Below are 14615 nucleotides of genomic sequence, written 5' to 3'. Positions count from 1 at the left end.
GGTTGCCGCCGGACAAGGCAAAGGGCCCCGCGGGGGAACGGGGCCCTTTGTCGCTCAGCACGCGGCGTCAGGGCAGCGCCGGTGCTGGGTCGACGGCGCCGGGGGATGAGCGCCGTCTATTCGGTTGGCTTCGAGTTCGCGCCGGGCGCGAGCCGGCGCGTGCGCTCCTTGGTGCGCGCCCCGGCCTGGGTCGGGCCGGGCGGCACACCGCTCTCACGGAGCGTGATGAGATACGCACTGTGACCGCCGATGGGCAGGTGCAGCGCGACAGGTGACCCGCCGGCCCACGTCGGCCGCCGGAAACCCCCTCCCAGCATCGTGCTGGACGCGGGCCATGCTCTGCAACCGATTCGGCCGACTTCGGCACATTCCATTTTCGCCGGTGGTCTCGCCGGCGGCGCTCCTGACGGCCTGTCAGCAGCCTGCCCGGACCCGTCCAGGGCATGGTGGCCTGGCACATATCGGTGACGCTCAGTAGTCGAAGCGTCGGCGACCGGGCGGCGCGACGGCGGTCCGGGCGTCCCCGAAACCCGCCGCCGCGCCTCCTGGCGCAGTCGTGAGCCGGCCGCTGTCCCCTGCTGCCGGTTCACCGCACCCGCGCGCGGTCCCACGGCGCCGCCACCGACCGATGCCTCCGGCGGTGCGGCGCCACGCGAGCGGGCGGACTGTGAAGAACTCCACGCGTGGTCCTGCCGGCCGTACAGGCGCGGGCCCAGGCGCCGGTGCGGCGCACCTGGCGGGTGCGGCGCGGTCGTACGGTCGCCGGGAGAACGAGCGCGCGCCGGGGTCGGACACGGGCAATCGACAAAGGTCGGCAAAGGGGTGAACGGGGCGGCCGGTAGACTCGGGGGTGACACCCCCACATCGCTGCCGGAAGGCCGTCTGTGTCCTCTGCTACCCCCGACCAGTCCGCATCGCCGGTCGACACCGTCCTGGTGGTCGACTTCGGCGCCCAGTACGCCCAGCTCATCGCCCGTCGGGTGCGTGAGGCGCGGGTCTACAGCGAGATCGTGCCGAGCACCATGCCGGTCGCCGAGATGCTCGCCAAGGACCCGAAGGCGATCATCCTCTCCGGCGGTCCGTCCTCGGTCTACGAGGAGGGCGCGCCGCGGCTCGACCGTGCGATCTTCGAGGCCGGGGTGCCGGTCTTCGGCATGTGCTACGGCTTCCAGCTGATGGCGATCACGCTCGGCGGCACCGTCGACGACAACGGCGCGCGCGAGTACGGCCGCACCCCGCTGCACGTCAGCAAGACCGGCTCGACGCTCTTCGAGGGCACTCCGGCCGAGCAGTCGGTGTGGATGTCGCACGGCGACGCCTGCTCCGCCGCGCCCGAGGGCTTCACCGTGACGGCGTCCACCGACGTGGTCCCGGTCGCCGCCTTCGAGAACGACGCGGCCAAGCTCTACGGCGTCCAGTACCACCCCGAGGTGCTGCACTCCACCCACGGCCAGCAGATCCTGGAGCACTTCCTCTACCGCGGCGCGGGCATCGCCCCGTCCTGGACCACCCACAACGTGGTGGACGAGCAGATCGCGCTGATCAAGGAGCAGGTCGGCGACAAGCGCGCGATCTGCGGCCTCTCCGGCGGTGTGGACTCCGCGGTCGCGGCCGCCCTGGTGGCCAAGGCCATCGGCGACCAGCTGACCTGCGTCTACGTCGACCACGGCCTGATGCGCCAGGGCGAGACCGAGCAGGTCGAGAAGGACTTCGTGGCCGCCACCGGCGTCAAGCTCAAGGTGGTCGACGCCGAGGAGCGGTTCCTGACGGCCCTCAAGGGTGTCAGTGACCCGGAGGAGAAGCGCAAGATCATCGGCCGGGAGTTCATCCGGGTCTTCGAGCAGGCGCAGGCCGAGATCGTGGCCGAGGCCGGCGAGCACGGCGAGTCGGTCGACTTCCTGGTCCAGGGCACCCTCTACCCGGACGTGGTGGAGTCCGGTGGCGGCACCGGCACCGCGAACATCAAGTCGCACCACAACGTCGGCGGCCTGCCCGAGGACCTGCAGTTCTCGCTGGTCGAGCCGCTGCGCAAGCTGTTCAAGGACGAGGTCCGGATGGTCGGCCAGGAGCTCGGCCTGCCCGAGGAGATCGTCCAGCGCCAGCCGTTCCCCGGCCCGGGCCTGGGCATCCGGATCGTCGGCGAGGTCACCAAGGAGCGCCTGGACCTGCTGCGCGAGGCCGACGCGATCGCCCGCGAGGAGCTGACCCTGGCGGGCCTGGACCGCGAGATCTGGCAGTGCCCGGTGGTGCTGCTGGCCGACGTGCGCAGCGTGGGCGTGCAGGGCGACGGCCGCACCTACGGCCACCCGATCGTGCTGCGCCCGGTCTCCTCCGAGGACGCCATGACCGCCGACTGGTCGCGGCTGCCCTACGAGGTGCTGGCCAAGATCTCCACCCGGATCACCAACGAGGTGCGCGACGTCAACCGCGTGGTGCTGGACGTGACCAGCAAGCCGCCGGGCACCATCGAGTGGGAGTGAGTCTTTCCGGCTCTCCCGTTGAACGGCCGCACCGCCATCCGCGTATCCGTGGTTGGCGGTGCGGCCGTTCGCGTCAGATCCGGCCAGGTCGCGGGTGCGGTCGGATCTGACGCCCGGCGGTCGGGATACCGTCAAAAACGGGCAGAATGCCGATCGAAAACGTCTGGAAGTGATGGAGGGTGACGCGATGATGGAGGGCACCAGAGACTCGGTCGAGCCCGCCGGCTCCGGCGCGCAGCCGGTGGCCACCGGGCCGGTGCCCCCGGGCGGGGTGGGCCGAGCCGCTCGCGCCGCCCAGCGCCGAGCCCTCGCCGGCCGCTACGCGCTGCTGCCGCTGCGCCTCTTCCTCGGCGTCACCTACAGCTACGCGGGCCTCGACAAGCTGGCCGACAGCCACTACCTGGCCGGCGCCGGTGACCCGCAGTCCTTCTACGCGCAGACCCTGGCCGCCAAGCCGCACAGTCCGGTCGGCTGGGCGCTGGCCCCGGCGCTGCACGAGCCCACCTTCTTCGGCCTGCTGATCGCCTTCGGCGAACTGGCGGTCGGGCTCGGCACCCTGTTCGGCCTCTGGGGCCGCCTGGCCGCGCTCGGCGGTGCGCTGCTGAGCCTGACCCTCTTCCTCACCGTCAGTTTCAACATCACGCCCTACTACCTGGGCAACGACCTGCCCTACCTGATGGCCTGGACCGCCGTGCTGCTGACCGGGACGCCGTACCTGTCGGTCGACGGGTACCTGACGGGCCGGGCCGAGCGCGACCGCCGGCGCGGTCTGGACGAGGACGCGGTGCGCCGCCGGATCGTGCTGGACGGCTCGATCGCGGCGGTCGCGCTCGGCGGTGCGGGGCTGCTGGTCGGCTCGCTGACCGCGACCTTCGTGCGCCGCAAGCCGAAGGCCACCACCGCTGCCACTGCCAGCACTGCCGGCACTGCCGCGCCCAGCACGCCCAAGCCGGTGGCCGGCGGCGGGTCGGCGCCCTCGGTCGCCGTCGCGGACGTCCCCGTCGGCGGCTCGGCCACCGTCACCGACCCCGGCAGCGGCGACGCGGTCTACATCGTGCAGCCCAAGGCGGGCCAGTACTGCGGCTTCTCCTCGATCTGCACGCACGCCGGCTGCGGCGTCAATCCGCCGAAGAACGGGAAGCTCAGCTGCCCCTGCCACGGCTCGGTGTTCGACGCCGCGACCGGCGCGGTGCTGAACGGGCCCGCGACCAAGCCGCTGCCGAAGTACACCGTCACCAAGGACGGCGACCGGCTGGGCCTGGGGCCGCTGCAGTCCTGACGGATCGTCAGCTGCCGGGCGCCTGAGCGGCGCCGCTCACGCGTCCGGCCCTCGGCCGCGTCGGGACATCGCCGCCACCGCGCCGGCCAGGCCGGCCGCGCCGAGCACGATGAAGGTGATCGGCATGACGATCCGTCCGCTCACCGAGAAGCCGTTCAGCGAGGCCACCAGGTAGAGCACGGCGATCACCGTGAAGAGGCCGCCGGCCATGAACGAGAAGAGGTCGAACCGATGCCGCTTCATCCCTGCACCACCTGAATGTCGCCGAGTCCGACCTGCACGGTCACGTTGATGGTTCCCTTGCTCGCGCCGCCCCCCACCGGGCCGAGGTGCACCGTGGTGTGCGCGCCCACGTTGCCGTTCAGCCTCCGGTCGGGGAGTTGGATGTTGCCGACCGCGGTCCGCGCGGTCAGGTTCACGTCCACGCCGGTGGGCAGGGTCAGGGTCGCGTTGCCGGCGCCGAGCCGCGCCGTGGTGGCCACCGTACCGCCGGCCGGGTCGACCGAGGACAGGTCGAGCCGGACGTCGCCAGCCCCGAGCCGGTAGCTGTGGTGCAGCTCGGCCGCGGTGGCCGGGGCCCACGTGCGGTTGCCGATCCCGGTGCCCACGGTGCCGACGCTGCTGCCCACGGCCGCCAGCAGCAGGGTGAGCAGCAGGGCCGGGATGGTCAGTACCCGGGCCCGGCCGTACCTGGCGCCCACCAGGATGGTCAGCCCGAGCCCGAGCAGTCCGGTGGCCAGCGTGGTGGAGAGCAGCACGGTGGTCGCCAGGTGGCCGTTGAGCGCCCAGACCAGCCAGGCCACGCCCACCGAGAGCAGCAGGCCGAACGGGGCGAGCGCCGAGCGCGGGCGGCGCTCCCGGCGGGCCGGCCGCAGCGGTGGTGGCGGCGCGGTGGCGGCGGTCTTGCGCAGCGGGTCGCCGGCGGGCAGGTCGGTGCGCTGCCACCAGGGCTGGGCCGGCGCGCCGGGGTGCGGGCCCGAGCCGTACGGGTTGCGCTCGGGGTGCCGCGGGTCCCACAGATAACCGCTGCGGTTCGGCGGCGCGGCGTCCGAGGGGGCGTCCGCTGACAGGGCGTCGGATGCCGTGGTGCCGCGCTCCTTGGTCAGGTCGACCCGCTCGCGCAGCTCCTCGGCGCGGTTCGCCCACTCCTCGCGCCACTGCTCCTTCTGCTCGGCCCACTCCTCGTGCAGCTCGGCCTTGCGATTGGCCCACTCCTCGTGGAAGTCGCGCCGCCAGGTCTTCCAGTCGCTCAGCGGCGAGGCGGTGCCGCCGTCGGTGCGGCCGCCGAGACCGAAGCGGCTGCCCGTCCCGGTCGGCCGGTCGTACGGGCCACCGGGGCGCGGCGGCCGCCCGAACCCGTGGGCCCGACGGCGTCGCTCGGGGTCGTAGCGCACCGCGAAGAAGATCATCGCGCCGAGCAGCAGCAGCGGGAAGACCGAATCGCCGCTGCCCATCCAGGAGAAGAACACCCCGGTGCCGATCACGGTGAGCAGCACCGCGCCGATCGACTGGCCGTCCACCCGGCCGGTGAGCACCCGCTGCAGCTCGGTGCGCCCGTGCTTGCCGTCCGGGTGCTCCATCGGCACGATCAGCCAGGCCAGCCCGTACAGGAACAGCCCGAGGCCGCCGGTCAGGCAGAGCACCGCGGTCACCACCCGGAAGACCACCGGGTCGATGTCCAGGTGCCGGCCGAGTCCGCCGCAGACTCCGGCCACCACCTGGCGGTTCTCGTCCCGGGTGAGCGGCGGCCGACCGCCCTCGGGCTGCTCCTCGGCGGTCGGCTCGTCCTCGGCCGCGCTCTGCTCCTGCGTCATGGCTCCATCCTGCGGGCTGGCGGCGCCCGGTGGGAGCAGGATGGGCCCTGGACGGACCCTGATCTCTCCCTGAGACCGAGGTCAGGGAGGACGGTGGCGCCGCCGCGGCCCGGGCGGCTTCAGTGGGCCTTGGCGGTGGCCTTGGGGGAGTCGGTGGAGAGCCAGCCGGCCTTGACGTCGTTGTCCAGCGCGCCGAAGAAGCTGTTGGCCATCCTGGCGTAGCCGAGGTCGTCGGGGTGCAGCCGGTCGTAGAACTCGGCCGCGGTGAGGGCCGGCGGGTCGACGTAGTTCAGGTGCCGGCCGAGCTGCAGCTCGCCCGGCACCAGGTCCTGCGCCTGCTGGTTGAACTGCTTGACCAGGTCCTGCAGGCCGCCGGTGGTCGGGATCAGCCCCATCACCGCGACGGTGGCCCCGGGGCGGTCGTCGAAGATCTGGTCGATCAGTGCCGCGAGCCGGTCGGCCGCGTGCGGCTTGTCGTCGCCGCGGTCCAGGTCGTTGATGCCGATGTGCAGCAGGATCACGTCCGGTTCGGAGTCGGCCAGCCAGTCGTCCGCATTGGCCCGGAGGTCGTCGATCATCCAGCCGCTGTGGCCCTCGTGCCACGGCTGCTCGAAGTTGCCGTCGCGCTGCGAGCCGACGAAGCTCGCGGTGAAGTCGGACTGCTGGGTGATCAGGTTCCACAGCGGCAGCCGGTAACCGTTGCTGTCGGTGCTGCCCACGCCCACGGTGATCGAGTCACCGAGCGGCATCACCCGCAGTGCCGGCGGGTCGGTCCGGGCCGCCACCGGTGCCGCGCCGGCCGGCGAGGCGCCGGCGACCAGCGTGGCACCCGCGCAGAGTGCCGCGGCCAGCAGCGTGGAGATGATCCGTTTCATGAGCTACCTCCCGATTGGTGACGTTCTGTCAGTCACGGTGAGATAGGAAGTTCATAAGATCAACCAGCGCGGCCTCGACACGCCACGCTCTCCATCCGGACGGCAGCCGACGCTCTGCGCACACCTCTGCGCACACCTGTCCGCACACCTAGGGGACGGACCCTGATGCGCCGAGGCTCGCCCGCGTGTGACCATCGGTGGCGTGGCAGCCCCCGGTACCGAACCCGATCCGAGCACGACCGCCCCCGCCGGCCCACCGTCCGGGGGTGCCGAGCCGACCCCGGGCCCGGCCGGACCGTCGTACCGCAAGCTCTACCGCAGCCCGCACTCGCGGATGCTGGGTGGCGTCGCGCACGGGCTCGCGGTGCACCTGGGACTGCCGGTCACCTGGGTGCGGGCCGCCTTCGTGCTGCTCTTCTTCGCCAACGGCATCGGGGTGCTGCTCTACGCGGCGTTCTGGTTCGTGGTGCCGATCGGCATCGGCGAGCCGGCCCCGCAGGGCCTGGGTCCGCGCTACGTCTGGACGAACGGGGAGTTCGTCCCGGCCGATGCGGCCGGCGCGGCCCCCGAGCCGCTGCTCAAGGGGGAGCGCGGGCGGCTGGCGCGGCTGCGCGACCTGCTGCAGGGCACCTTCCAGGGCGAGCCGCTGGTCGCCGGGCAGGCGCCGGCCGCCGGGCCCGGTGGTGCGGCCAGCCGGCAGAACCTCGGACAACTGGCCGCGCTGCTGATGCTGGTGATCGGCGTGATGGCGCTGCTCAACGTGCTCGGCATCCAGTCCGCCCAGCCGTACGCCTGGCCGCTGCTGGCGATCGGGGTCGGCGTCGCGCTGGTCTGGCGGCAGGCCGACGACTCCCGCTGGCAGCGCTGGTTCGGGCTGGAGGGCGGCGGCAAGCGGCGGATCGCCTTCGCCCGGGTCGGCGCCGGCGTGCTGCTGGTCACCGTCGGCATCATCACCTTCCTGATCCTGCAGGGCACCGGCTCCACCCTCGCCTCGGTGATCGAGGCCTCGCTCGCGGTGCTGGCCGGGGTGCTGGTGCTGACCGGCCCCTACGCGCTGCGGATGTGGCAGGACCTGGGCGCCGAGCGGACCGCCCGGATCCGGGCCCAGGAGCGGGCCGAGATCGCCGCGCACATCCACGACTCGGTGCTGCACACGCTCACCCTGATCCAGCGCAGGTCCGAGGACCCCAAGGAGGTCCAGCGGCTGGCCCGGGCCCAGGAGCGCGAACTGCGACTCTGGCTCTACCGCCCCGAGGCCGCCGCCGAGGCCGCGCCCGACACCCTCGCCGAGCGGCTGCGCGCGGTGGTCGCCGAGGTCGAGGACCGGCACGGCGTCCCGGTCGAACTGGTCTGCGTCGGCGACTGCCCGATGGACGAGCGGCTCACGGCCCAGATGCAGGCCGCGCGTGAAGCGATGGTCAATGCCGCCAAGTACGGTGGCGGAGGACCGGTGCAGGTCTACGCCGAGGTGGAGGGGAGGACGGTGTCGGTGTTCGTGCGCGACCACGGCCCCGGCTTCGACCCCGACACCGTGCCGGAGGACCGGATGGGCGTCCGTGAGTCGATCATCGGCCGGATGAAGCGCAACGGCGGCACCGCACGGGTGCGCCCCGCGCCGGACGGCGGCACCGAGGTCGAGCTGGAGATGGAGAGAGCCGCAGATGACTGACGCTGTTTCAGGAGTGCCGGGTTCGGCCGGCGAGGGCGGCCCAGGGCGGGTGGCCCGGGTGGTGCTGGTCGACGACCACCGGATGTTCCGCACCGGCGTGCGCGCCGAGATCGGCCGCACCGAGACCACCGGGATCGACGTGGTGGGCGAGGCCGACGACGTCGAGTCGGCGGTCCGGGTGGTCGCCGAGACCCGCCCCGACGTGGTGCTGCTCGATGTCCATCTGCCCGGCGGCGGTGGCGTGGAGGTGCTGCGCCGCTCGGCCGGGGTCATGGGCGAGCCGGGCGGGGTGAAGTTCATCGCGCTCTCCGTCTCGGACGCCGCCGAGGACGTGATTGGCGTGATCCGCGGCGGTGCCCGCGGCTACGTGACCAAGACGATCACCGGCACCGACCTGGTCAACGCGATCTTCCGGATCGCCGACGGCGACGCGGTCTTCTCGCCGCGGCTGGCCGGCTTCGTGCTGGACGCCTTCGCCGCCACCGACACCCCGCCGGTGGACGAGGACCTGGACCGCCTCACCCAGCGCGAGCGCGAGGTGCTGCGGCTGATCGCGCGCGGTTACGCGTACAAGGAGATCGCCAAGCAGTTGTTCATCTCGGTGAAGACGGTGGAGAGCCACGTCTCGGCGGTGTTGCGCAAGCTCCAGCTGAGTAACCGTCACGAGTTGACTCGGTGGGCCACCGCGCGCCGGCTGGTCTGACCGGCTGACCTGCGGCGGCGGTCCGGGAGGCCGCTCCGGGCAGCGGCCCGGAGGCCTCCGGGCGGGCGGGAGCGGGCATCGGCCTGGGGTATGGTGCCAGGTGCACAAATGGGGCGTCGCGGTCTTTCACGGCGTACCCCTTCCCCACATGTGAGGGTAAATCGCATGCGCCTGATGCCAGAGTCTCCGCACCAGACCGGTGTTGAGCCGACCGGCCTGTCCGCACCGAGCGACGGTCGCACCCATGGGAAACGGGGAGGCAGGCCGCGTCTCTACGTGCTCGACGGGCTGCGTCTGTTAGCCGCGCTGGCGGTCGTGTTCTGGCACTACGCCGGCTACCAGCAGCACCCGCAGATGTGGGGTGGCAACTCCACCAAGTTGGTGCCCGAGCTCAGCTCCTGGGCCGCCTACGGGTGGTCGGGAGTCGAACTGTTCTTCCTGATCAGTGGTTTCGTGATCTGCATGTCGGCCTGGGGCCGGACGGTCGGCGAGTTCTTCGTCTCCCGGGTGGTGCGCCTCTTCCCCGCGTACTGGGTCTGCCTGCTGATCACCTCGGCGATCGTCCTCACCGCACGTCCGACCTGGATGTGGAACATCGACAAGTTCCACTACTCGGACGTGCTGACCAACCTGACGATGATGCAGAACGGCGTGGGCGGGGCGATGGACATCGACCCGGTCTACTGGACGCTCTGGATCGAGCTGCGGTTCTACATCATGTTCGCCGTGCTGGTGGCGCTGGGTGCGCTGACCTACCGCAGGGTCGTGATGTTCTGCGCGGTCTGGACCCTCGGCGCGGTCGCGACGGCCGCCTCCGGCTGGGCCGTCCTCGACCTGGTCTTCGACCCCGAGTACGCGCCGCTCTTCATCGCGGGCATCGCGATGTACCTGATCCACCGCTTCGGTTCCGATCTGCTGCTCTGGAGCATCGTCGGCTTCAACTGGCTGCTCGCCCAGCACCGGATGCTGCAGATCATGTCCGGCTACCGGAACGACGCGGGGCACCCGCTCAGCTTCAGCGTGGGCCTGCTCATCGTCACGGCCTGCTTCCTGGTGATGATCGCCGCGGCGCTGGGCCGGCTGGACTGGATCCGCGGCAGGTGGATCGTCACCGCGGGCGCGCTCACCTATCCGCTCTACCTGCTGCACGAGGAGATCGGTTGGTATCTGATCTCCAAGCTGCACCGGCACCTGAACCCGTACGTCCTGGTGTTCTCCCTGGTCGGGGCGATGCTGCTGGCGTCCTGGCTGGTGCACCGGCTGGTGGAGCGGCCGCTCTCCAAGGTGCTCAAGCGGCGGCTGACCGCAGCCCTGGAGCGGGCCCGCCGGATCGACGCCGCGGAGCGTGACCGGCTCTGGGCGACGGCGGCCGCCACCGCCGGCGAACCGGGCGCGGACCAGCGCCACGGCGGTTCCCAGTAGTCCCAGCGCGGAGTCCGCGAGGAAGAGGAGAGCATGTCGGACACGTCCACCGACATCGGCGCGCACCCCGATGACGCGGCGCGAGCACCGGGCCCGCGCCGTGCATCCACCGGCCCATCGCTGTGGGCGCCCGACACCTGGCCGGTCAGGCTGCTGGCCCCGCTGGGCTACTGGGCCTGCACCCGGTTGCTGATGATCACACTGCTCTTCTCACTGAAGATCAACGCGACCGGCGAGCTGCACATGCTCTACGAGAAGTGGGGTCACCAACTGGCCCAGGGCAGTTACCCGATCGGTGATCCGACCTGGCAGTACCCGCCGGGCGCCGCCTTCGTGATGCTGGCCCCCCGCCTCATCCCGGGGGTGAACTTCGTCCAGGGCTTCGTCATCGTGATGTTCCTCGCGGACCTCACGGTCATGGCGAGCCTGGTGCTGGTCGGCCGCAGCCGTGAGCGCAGCCTGGCCGGGGCCTGGGTCTGGGTGCTCGGCCTGCCGTTGCTGCTCTACATCCCCTACGCGCGCTACGACATGCTGGTGACCGCCTTCGCCGTGTTCGCGCTGCTCGCGGTGCGACGTCGGCCCCGGCTGGGCGGGGCGCTGGCCGCGGTGGGCGCGATGGTCAAGGTCTGGCCGGCCTTCGCGGTGTTCGGCGCTCCGCGCGGGCGCGGCCTGTGGTCGATCTGCCTGGGCTTCGCCGCCTCGGCGCTGGCCCTCACCGCGATCGCGGTCGGCTTCTTCCACGGGCCCTTCGACTTCCTGAACGCGCAGGGCAGTCGGGGCGTGGAGTTCGAGTCCCTCGGTGGGACCGTGCTGCTGGTGGCCCGGTTCTTCGGCTACTCGGGGACCATCCAGTACCACTTCGGTTCGATGGAGTTCCTCGGTCCGTACGTCACCGAGATCTCCGACGGGCTGCTGGTATTGAGCGTGCTGGCGTTCTGCTGGCTGCTGCTGTGGCGCCTGCGCGCCCGGGTCTGGAACGCGGCCACGACCGCGGACGCCGCGCTGGCCGCGGTGCTGGTCTTCACCACCACCAGCCGGGTCATCAGCCCGCAGTACTTCGTTTGGGTGATTGGCCTCGGCGCGGTCTGCCTGACCTTCCGGGAGACGACCCAACGCGCGGTGGTGGTGCTGCTGGTCGGCGCCACCGCGCTGACCTCGGTCGAATACCCGCTCTTCTTCGACAACGTGGTCCAGGGCTCGGCCGGTTTCACCCTCGTACTGGTGCTGCGCAACGTGCTGCTGCTGCTGGCCATGGTGCAGTCCTGCGTCAGACTGTGGCGGTCGACCGTACCGAGGTGCTGACCCGGGCGGCGCGGTGCGGACGGGCCAAGGCGGCTGTCCGGCACGGTGATCGACCACGGTCGACACGCCGAACACTGATGTGGCCCACGCGGGGTCGGACGTCTCGGTCGATCCGCGCCCGACGGCCTTTCACCACGACCATCGGGAGTGCGCCAGTGAGCACCCAGCTTGCGGGTCCGGATGCCGACGAGGGTACGGGGGTCCGCCGGGCGAGCCGTCTCGGCGTTGCGGGCCTGAGGCGTGGGCTCGGCGACTACCGGGCCCGGCTGCTGACTTCGGGCCGGTACGCAGGACCGGCGCTGCTGGGTTACGCGGCGGTCCGCGCGATCGGCGTCATCATCGTGCTGCTCTGGCACCACAAGCACGGCGAGTCCGGTCTGCACCGGCTCAGCACCATGTGGGACGCCTACTGGTACGCCGACATCGCGAAGCACGGCTACGCCGGGTCGAAGCCGGTGCCCGGACCGCACGGCCCCTACCAGGCCTACGCGTTCTTCCCGATCTACCCGATGGTGATCAGGGCGTGCCACCTGCTGCTGCCCCTGTCGGTCAGTCAGGCCGCGCTGCTGGTGGCCTGGTTCGCCTCGCTGGTCGCGGCCTGGGGGATCTTCGCGGTCGGCGACCACCTGTACGGGCGCCGGGTCGGCACCATCGCGGCGGTCCTCTGGGGGGTCACGCCCTACTCCCTGGTCGAGAGCCTGGCCTACTCGGAGTTGCTGTTCACCGCCTTCACCACCTGGGCGATGTACGCGGCGGTCAGGCGGCGGTGGATCCTGGCCGGTCTGCTCAGCACGCTGGCGGGCCTCACCCGGCCGACCGCCGTCGCGGTCGCCGGCGCGGTCTGCCTCGGTGCGCTGGTCGCGCTGGTGTCGCAGTGGTGGCGGACCCGGCACGGCACCATGCCGCAGGAAGCGCGGGTCGCCTGGTGGCGCCCGGTCGTCGGTGGGCTGATCGCGCCGCTGGGCTTCGTCTCGTTCATCCTCTGGGTCGGTCTGCAGAAGCACAGCCTGACCGGCTACTTCAAGGTGCAGGAGGCGTGGCAGTCGCAGTTCGACTACGGCAGCTCGACCCTGCAGTCGGTCCGGGACATGCTGGCGACCAGCAACACGCTCTGGATGTCCGACGTGGTGGTGGCGATCACCCTGATGGCCTCGGTCATGCTCTTCGCCCTCTCGATCCTGCAGCGGCAGCCGATCGTGCTGGTGGCGCTCAGCGCGCTCGTGCTGCTGCTGGCGCTCGGTGACGCGTCCTACTTCAACTCGCGGGCCCGCTTCCTGATCCCGGCGTTCGCGCTGCTCTTCCCGCTGGCCGGCGCGCTCGCCCGGGTGCGGACCAGGGGGGCGGTGGCGACCGTCATGGCCTTCGCCGCGGTCACCTCGGGGCTCTTCGGGGGGTACCTCGCCTTCGTCTACACCAACTCTCCGTGATCATTCGGTAGCATGGCGTGCCCGATGGAGCGCGTCATGAGCAACGCGGTAGGGGACTGAGCAGTGAGCACCAGTGCTGATGTCGGCACCGCCGACTCGATGACGGCAGAACCTGACGGCGTGGCGACCTCCGGCCGGCGGTCGTGGCGACGTGACGAACGGTGGAGACGGCTGCTCGCCCGCACCAGCTGGCTCTGGCCGGCGCTGCTCACCCTCGCCTTCGGCCTGCGCGGCAGTTCCCGCCCGCAGATGTGGCGCGACGAGCTGGCGACCTGGAGCGCGGCCACCCGCAGCACCGGTGAGCTGCTGGCCATGCTTCGGCACGTGGACGCGGTCTCCGGGTTCTACTACCTGCTGATGCACTTCTGGGCAGCCGCGTTCGGGGACTCGCCGATGGCCTTCCGGCTTCCCTCGGCGCTCGCGATGACCGCCGCCTCGGTCTTCGTGGTGCTGACCGGGCGCAAGGTGTTCGGGACGCGGGCCGGCCTGGCGGCGGGCCTGCTGTTCGCGGTCCTGCCCAGCGTGTCGAAGTACGCGCAGGAGGCGCGCTCGTACGCCTTCGTGGTGCTCGCGGTGGCCGCCGCGAACTGGCTGCTGCTGCGGGCGCTGGAGCGGCCGACGGTGCGGCGCTGGCTGCCGTACTCGGTGAGCATCGCGCTGGCCGGGCTGTTCCACGTGGTCTCGCTGGCCGTGCTGGTACCGCACGCCGTGGTCGTCCTGCTGCGGTGGCGCGAGCGTGGCAGGTCCCGGCTGCCACTCGGCTTCGCGGCGGCCGTCGTGCTGGCCGTGCTGCCGGTGATCCCGCTGGTGCTGCTCGGTCGGCGGCAGGTGAAGCGCCAGATCTCCTGGCTGTCGATGCCCGACCTGCAGAACTTCGTCGATCTCTGGCACAACCTGTTCAGCTCGCAGCTGGTGAGCGGCTGCGTGCTCGCGCTCTGCGTGCTGCCGGCCGCGTGGCCGCGCGGCCGCCGGCGCGCGGTGGAGATCGGGCTGATCGCCTCGCTGCCGATCCTGCTGGTCTGGTTCGTCTCGCAGGGCAGCGTCTCCTACTTCCTCGACCGCTACCTGCTGTTCACCGTGCCGGCCTGGGCCGTGCTCGCGGCCGGCGGACTGACCGCGCTGCGCCCGCGGCCGCTGATCGTGCTCGGGCTGGTCGGCACCGCGCTGCTGGGCATCCAGGACCAGTACGCCCTCAGGACGGCCAACGTCAAGGAGTGGGCCGACGAGAAGGGTGCCGCCCAGATCGTGGCCAGCGGGTACCGGCCCGGCGACGGGATCGTTCCGGTCCGCGGCGACAAGCGGTTCATGATGCTGGACTTCGCGATGGACGTCTACCTGCCGAGGAGCGTCCGGCCGACGGACGTCTTCCAGGCCGAGACGCCCGCCCGGGCGCACGATCTCTATCCGGTGGACTGCGCGCAGCCGGCCGTCTGCGCCCGGGGTTTCCAGCGGATCTGGGTGCTCACCTACGGCGGGGTCAAGGATCCCTACCAGGAGATCCCGAAGGCCCAGGCGGCGGTGCTGAAAGCCGAGTTCACCGCGGTGCGGATCGACACGGCGGCCCACGGGCTGGCCGTCTCGCTGCTGGAGCGCAAGCCCGACGCCCCCTAGGGCCTGTACGGCGGATCTTTCCGGGCCCGTCAG

The 14615-nt window shown here is 71.6% G+C and carries 11 protein-coding genes and 1 pseudogene; 9 read left to right on the top strand and 3 right to left on the bottom strand.

The window, feature by feature from the left end; all coding sequences use genetic code 11:
* Positions 1 to 884 precede the first annotated feature (884 nt).
* The 3 genes and pseudogenes from guaA to ABH937_RS13365 all read left to right on the top strand — a co-directional run bounded on the left by guaA (position 885) and on the right by ABH937_RS13365 (position 3759).
* Positions 885 to 2480 carry a glutamine-hydrolyzing GMP synthase gene (gene guaA, locus ABH937_RS13375; protein WP_280692278.1) on the top strand — a complete coding sequence of 532 codons (1596 nt, stop codon included), beginning with the start codon at positions 885 to 887 and terminating at the stop codon, positions 2478 to 2480.
* A gap of 190 nt (positions 2481 to 2670) precedes the next feature.
* Positions 2671 to 3249: pseudogene (locus tag ABH937_RS13370) on the top strand (DoxX family protein); the annotation flags it as partial.
* A 15-nt stretch (positions 3250 to 3264) separates the two neighbouring features.
* On the top strand, positions 3265 to 3759 hold the full coding sequence (locus ABH937_RS13365; protein WP_370218338.1) for a ubiquinol-cytochrome c reductase iron-sulfur subunit: 495 nt from the start codon (positions 3265 to 3267) through the stop codon (positions 3757 to 3759).
* Between the two features lie 36 nt (positions 3760 to 3795).
* Here the strand turns inward: ABH937_RS13365 and ABH937_RS13360 are convergent, their stop codons facing one another.
* The 3 genes from ABH937_RS13360 to ABH937_RS13350 form a co-directional block, all read right to left on the bottom strand.
* Entirely contained in the window at positions 3796 to 4002 is a 207-nt protein-coding gene (locus ABH937_RS13360; RefSeq protein ID WP_280692282.1) for a hypothetical protein, read from the bottom strand.
* Entirely contained in the window at positions 3999 to 5573 is a 1575-nt protein-coding gene (locus tag ABH937_RS13355; RefSeq protein WP_370218290.1) for a PspC domain-containing protein, read from the bottom strand. Before ABH937_RS13355 ends, ABH937_RS13360 begins: the two co-directional genes overlap by 4 nt.
* 119 nt (positions 5574 to 5692) lie before the next feature.
* Positions 5693 to 6448 carry an SGNH/GDSL hydrolase family protein gene (locus ABH937_RS13350; RefSeq protein WP_280692286.1) on the bottom strand — a complete coding sequence of 252 codons (756 nt, stop codon included), beginning with the start codon at positions 6446 to 6448 and terminating at the stop codon, positions 5693 to 5695.
* Positions 6449 to 6650: 202 nt separating this feature from the next.
* On the opposite strand from ABH937_RS13350, the gene ABH937_RS13345 reads away from it, so the two are divergent.
* The 6 genes from ABH937_RS13345 (at position 6651) to ABH937_RS13320 (ending at position 14582) form a co-directional block, all read left to right on the top strand.
* Complete coding sequence (locus ABH937_RS13345) at positions 6651 to 8117, top strand: ATP-binding protein (RefSeq protein ID WP_280692288.1); 1467 nt, start codon at positions 6651 to 6653, stop codon at positions 8115 to 8117.
* Positions 8110 to 8820 (top strand): response regulator transcription factor, encoded by a 711-nt coding sequence (locus ABH937_RS13340; protein ID WP_280692290.1) that lies wholly within the window; start codon positions 8110 to 8112, stop codon positions 8818 to 8820. The genes ABH937_RS13345 and ABH937_RS13340 overlap by 8 nt, the downstream gene beginning before the upstream one ends.
* Before the next feature lie 216 nt (positions 8821 to 9036).
* Positions 9037 to 10242, top strand: a complete 1206-nt coding sequence (locus ABH937_RS13335) for an acyltransferase family protein (protein WP_370218337.1) — start codon at positions 9037 to 9039, stop codon at positions 10240 to 10242.
* A gap of 33 nt (positions 10243 to 10275) precedes the next feature.
* Positions 10276 to 11544 (top strand): glycosyltransferase 87 family protein, encoded by a 1269-nt coding sequence (locus ABH937_RS13330; protein WP_370218288.1) that lies wholly within the window; start codon positions 10276 to 10278, stop codon positions 11542 to 11544.
* Between the two features lie 155 nt (positions 11545 to 11699).
* Positions 11700 to 12971 (top strand): glycosyltransferase family 39 protein, encoded by a 1272-nt coding sequence (locus ABH937_RS13325; protein ID WP_370218286.1) that lies wholly within the window; start codon positions 11700 to 11702, stop codon positions 12969 to 12971.
* Positions 12972 to 13034: 63 nt separating this feature from the next.
* Positions 13035 to 14582 carry a glycosyltransferase family 39 protein gene (locus ABH937_RS13320; RefSeq protein WP_370218285.1) on the top strand — a complete coding sequence of 516 codons (1548 nt, stop codon included), beginning with the start codon at positions 13035 to 13037 and terminating at the stop codon, positions 14580 to 14582.
* The last annotated feature ends 33 nt before the right edge of the window (positions 14583 to 14615 follow it).

The organism is Kitasatospora sp. GAS1066B (assembly GCF_041262605.1).
Lineage (GTDB): Bacteria > Actinomycetota > Actinomycetes > Streptomycetales > Streptomycetaceae > Kitasatospora.
Note: the sequence above shows the minus strand (reverse complement) of the source record. Positions and strands in the feature narration are given on the sequence as shown.

What these genes read in the sequence shown, in the direction of transcription:
- ABH937_RS13360 (WP_280692282.1), bottom strand. Translation starts at nt 4,002, where the DNA reads ATGAAGCGGCATCGGTTCGACCTCTTCTCGTTCATGGCCGGCGGCCTC.
- ABH937_RS13355 (WP_370218290.1), bottom strand. Translation starts at nt 5,573, where the DNA reads ATGACGCAGGAGCAGAGCGCGGCCGAGGACGAGCCGACCGCCGAGGAG.
- ABH937_RS13350 (WP_280692286.1), bottom strand. Translation starts at nt 6,448, where the DNA reads ATGAAACGGATCATCTCCACGCTGCTGGCCGCGGCACTCTGCGCGGGT.
- ABH937_RS13340 (WP_280692290.1), top strand. Translation starts at nt 8,110, where the DNA reads ATGACTGACGCTGTTTCAGGAGTGCCGGGTTCGGCCGGCGAGGGCGGC.
- ABH937_RS13330 (WP_370218288.1), top strand. Translation starts at nt 10,276, where the DNA reads ATGTCGGACACGTCCACCGACATCGGCGCGCACCCCGATGACGCGGCG.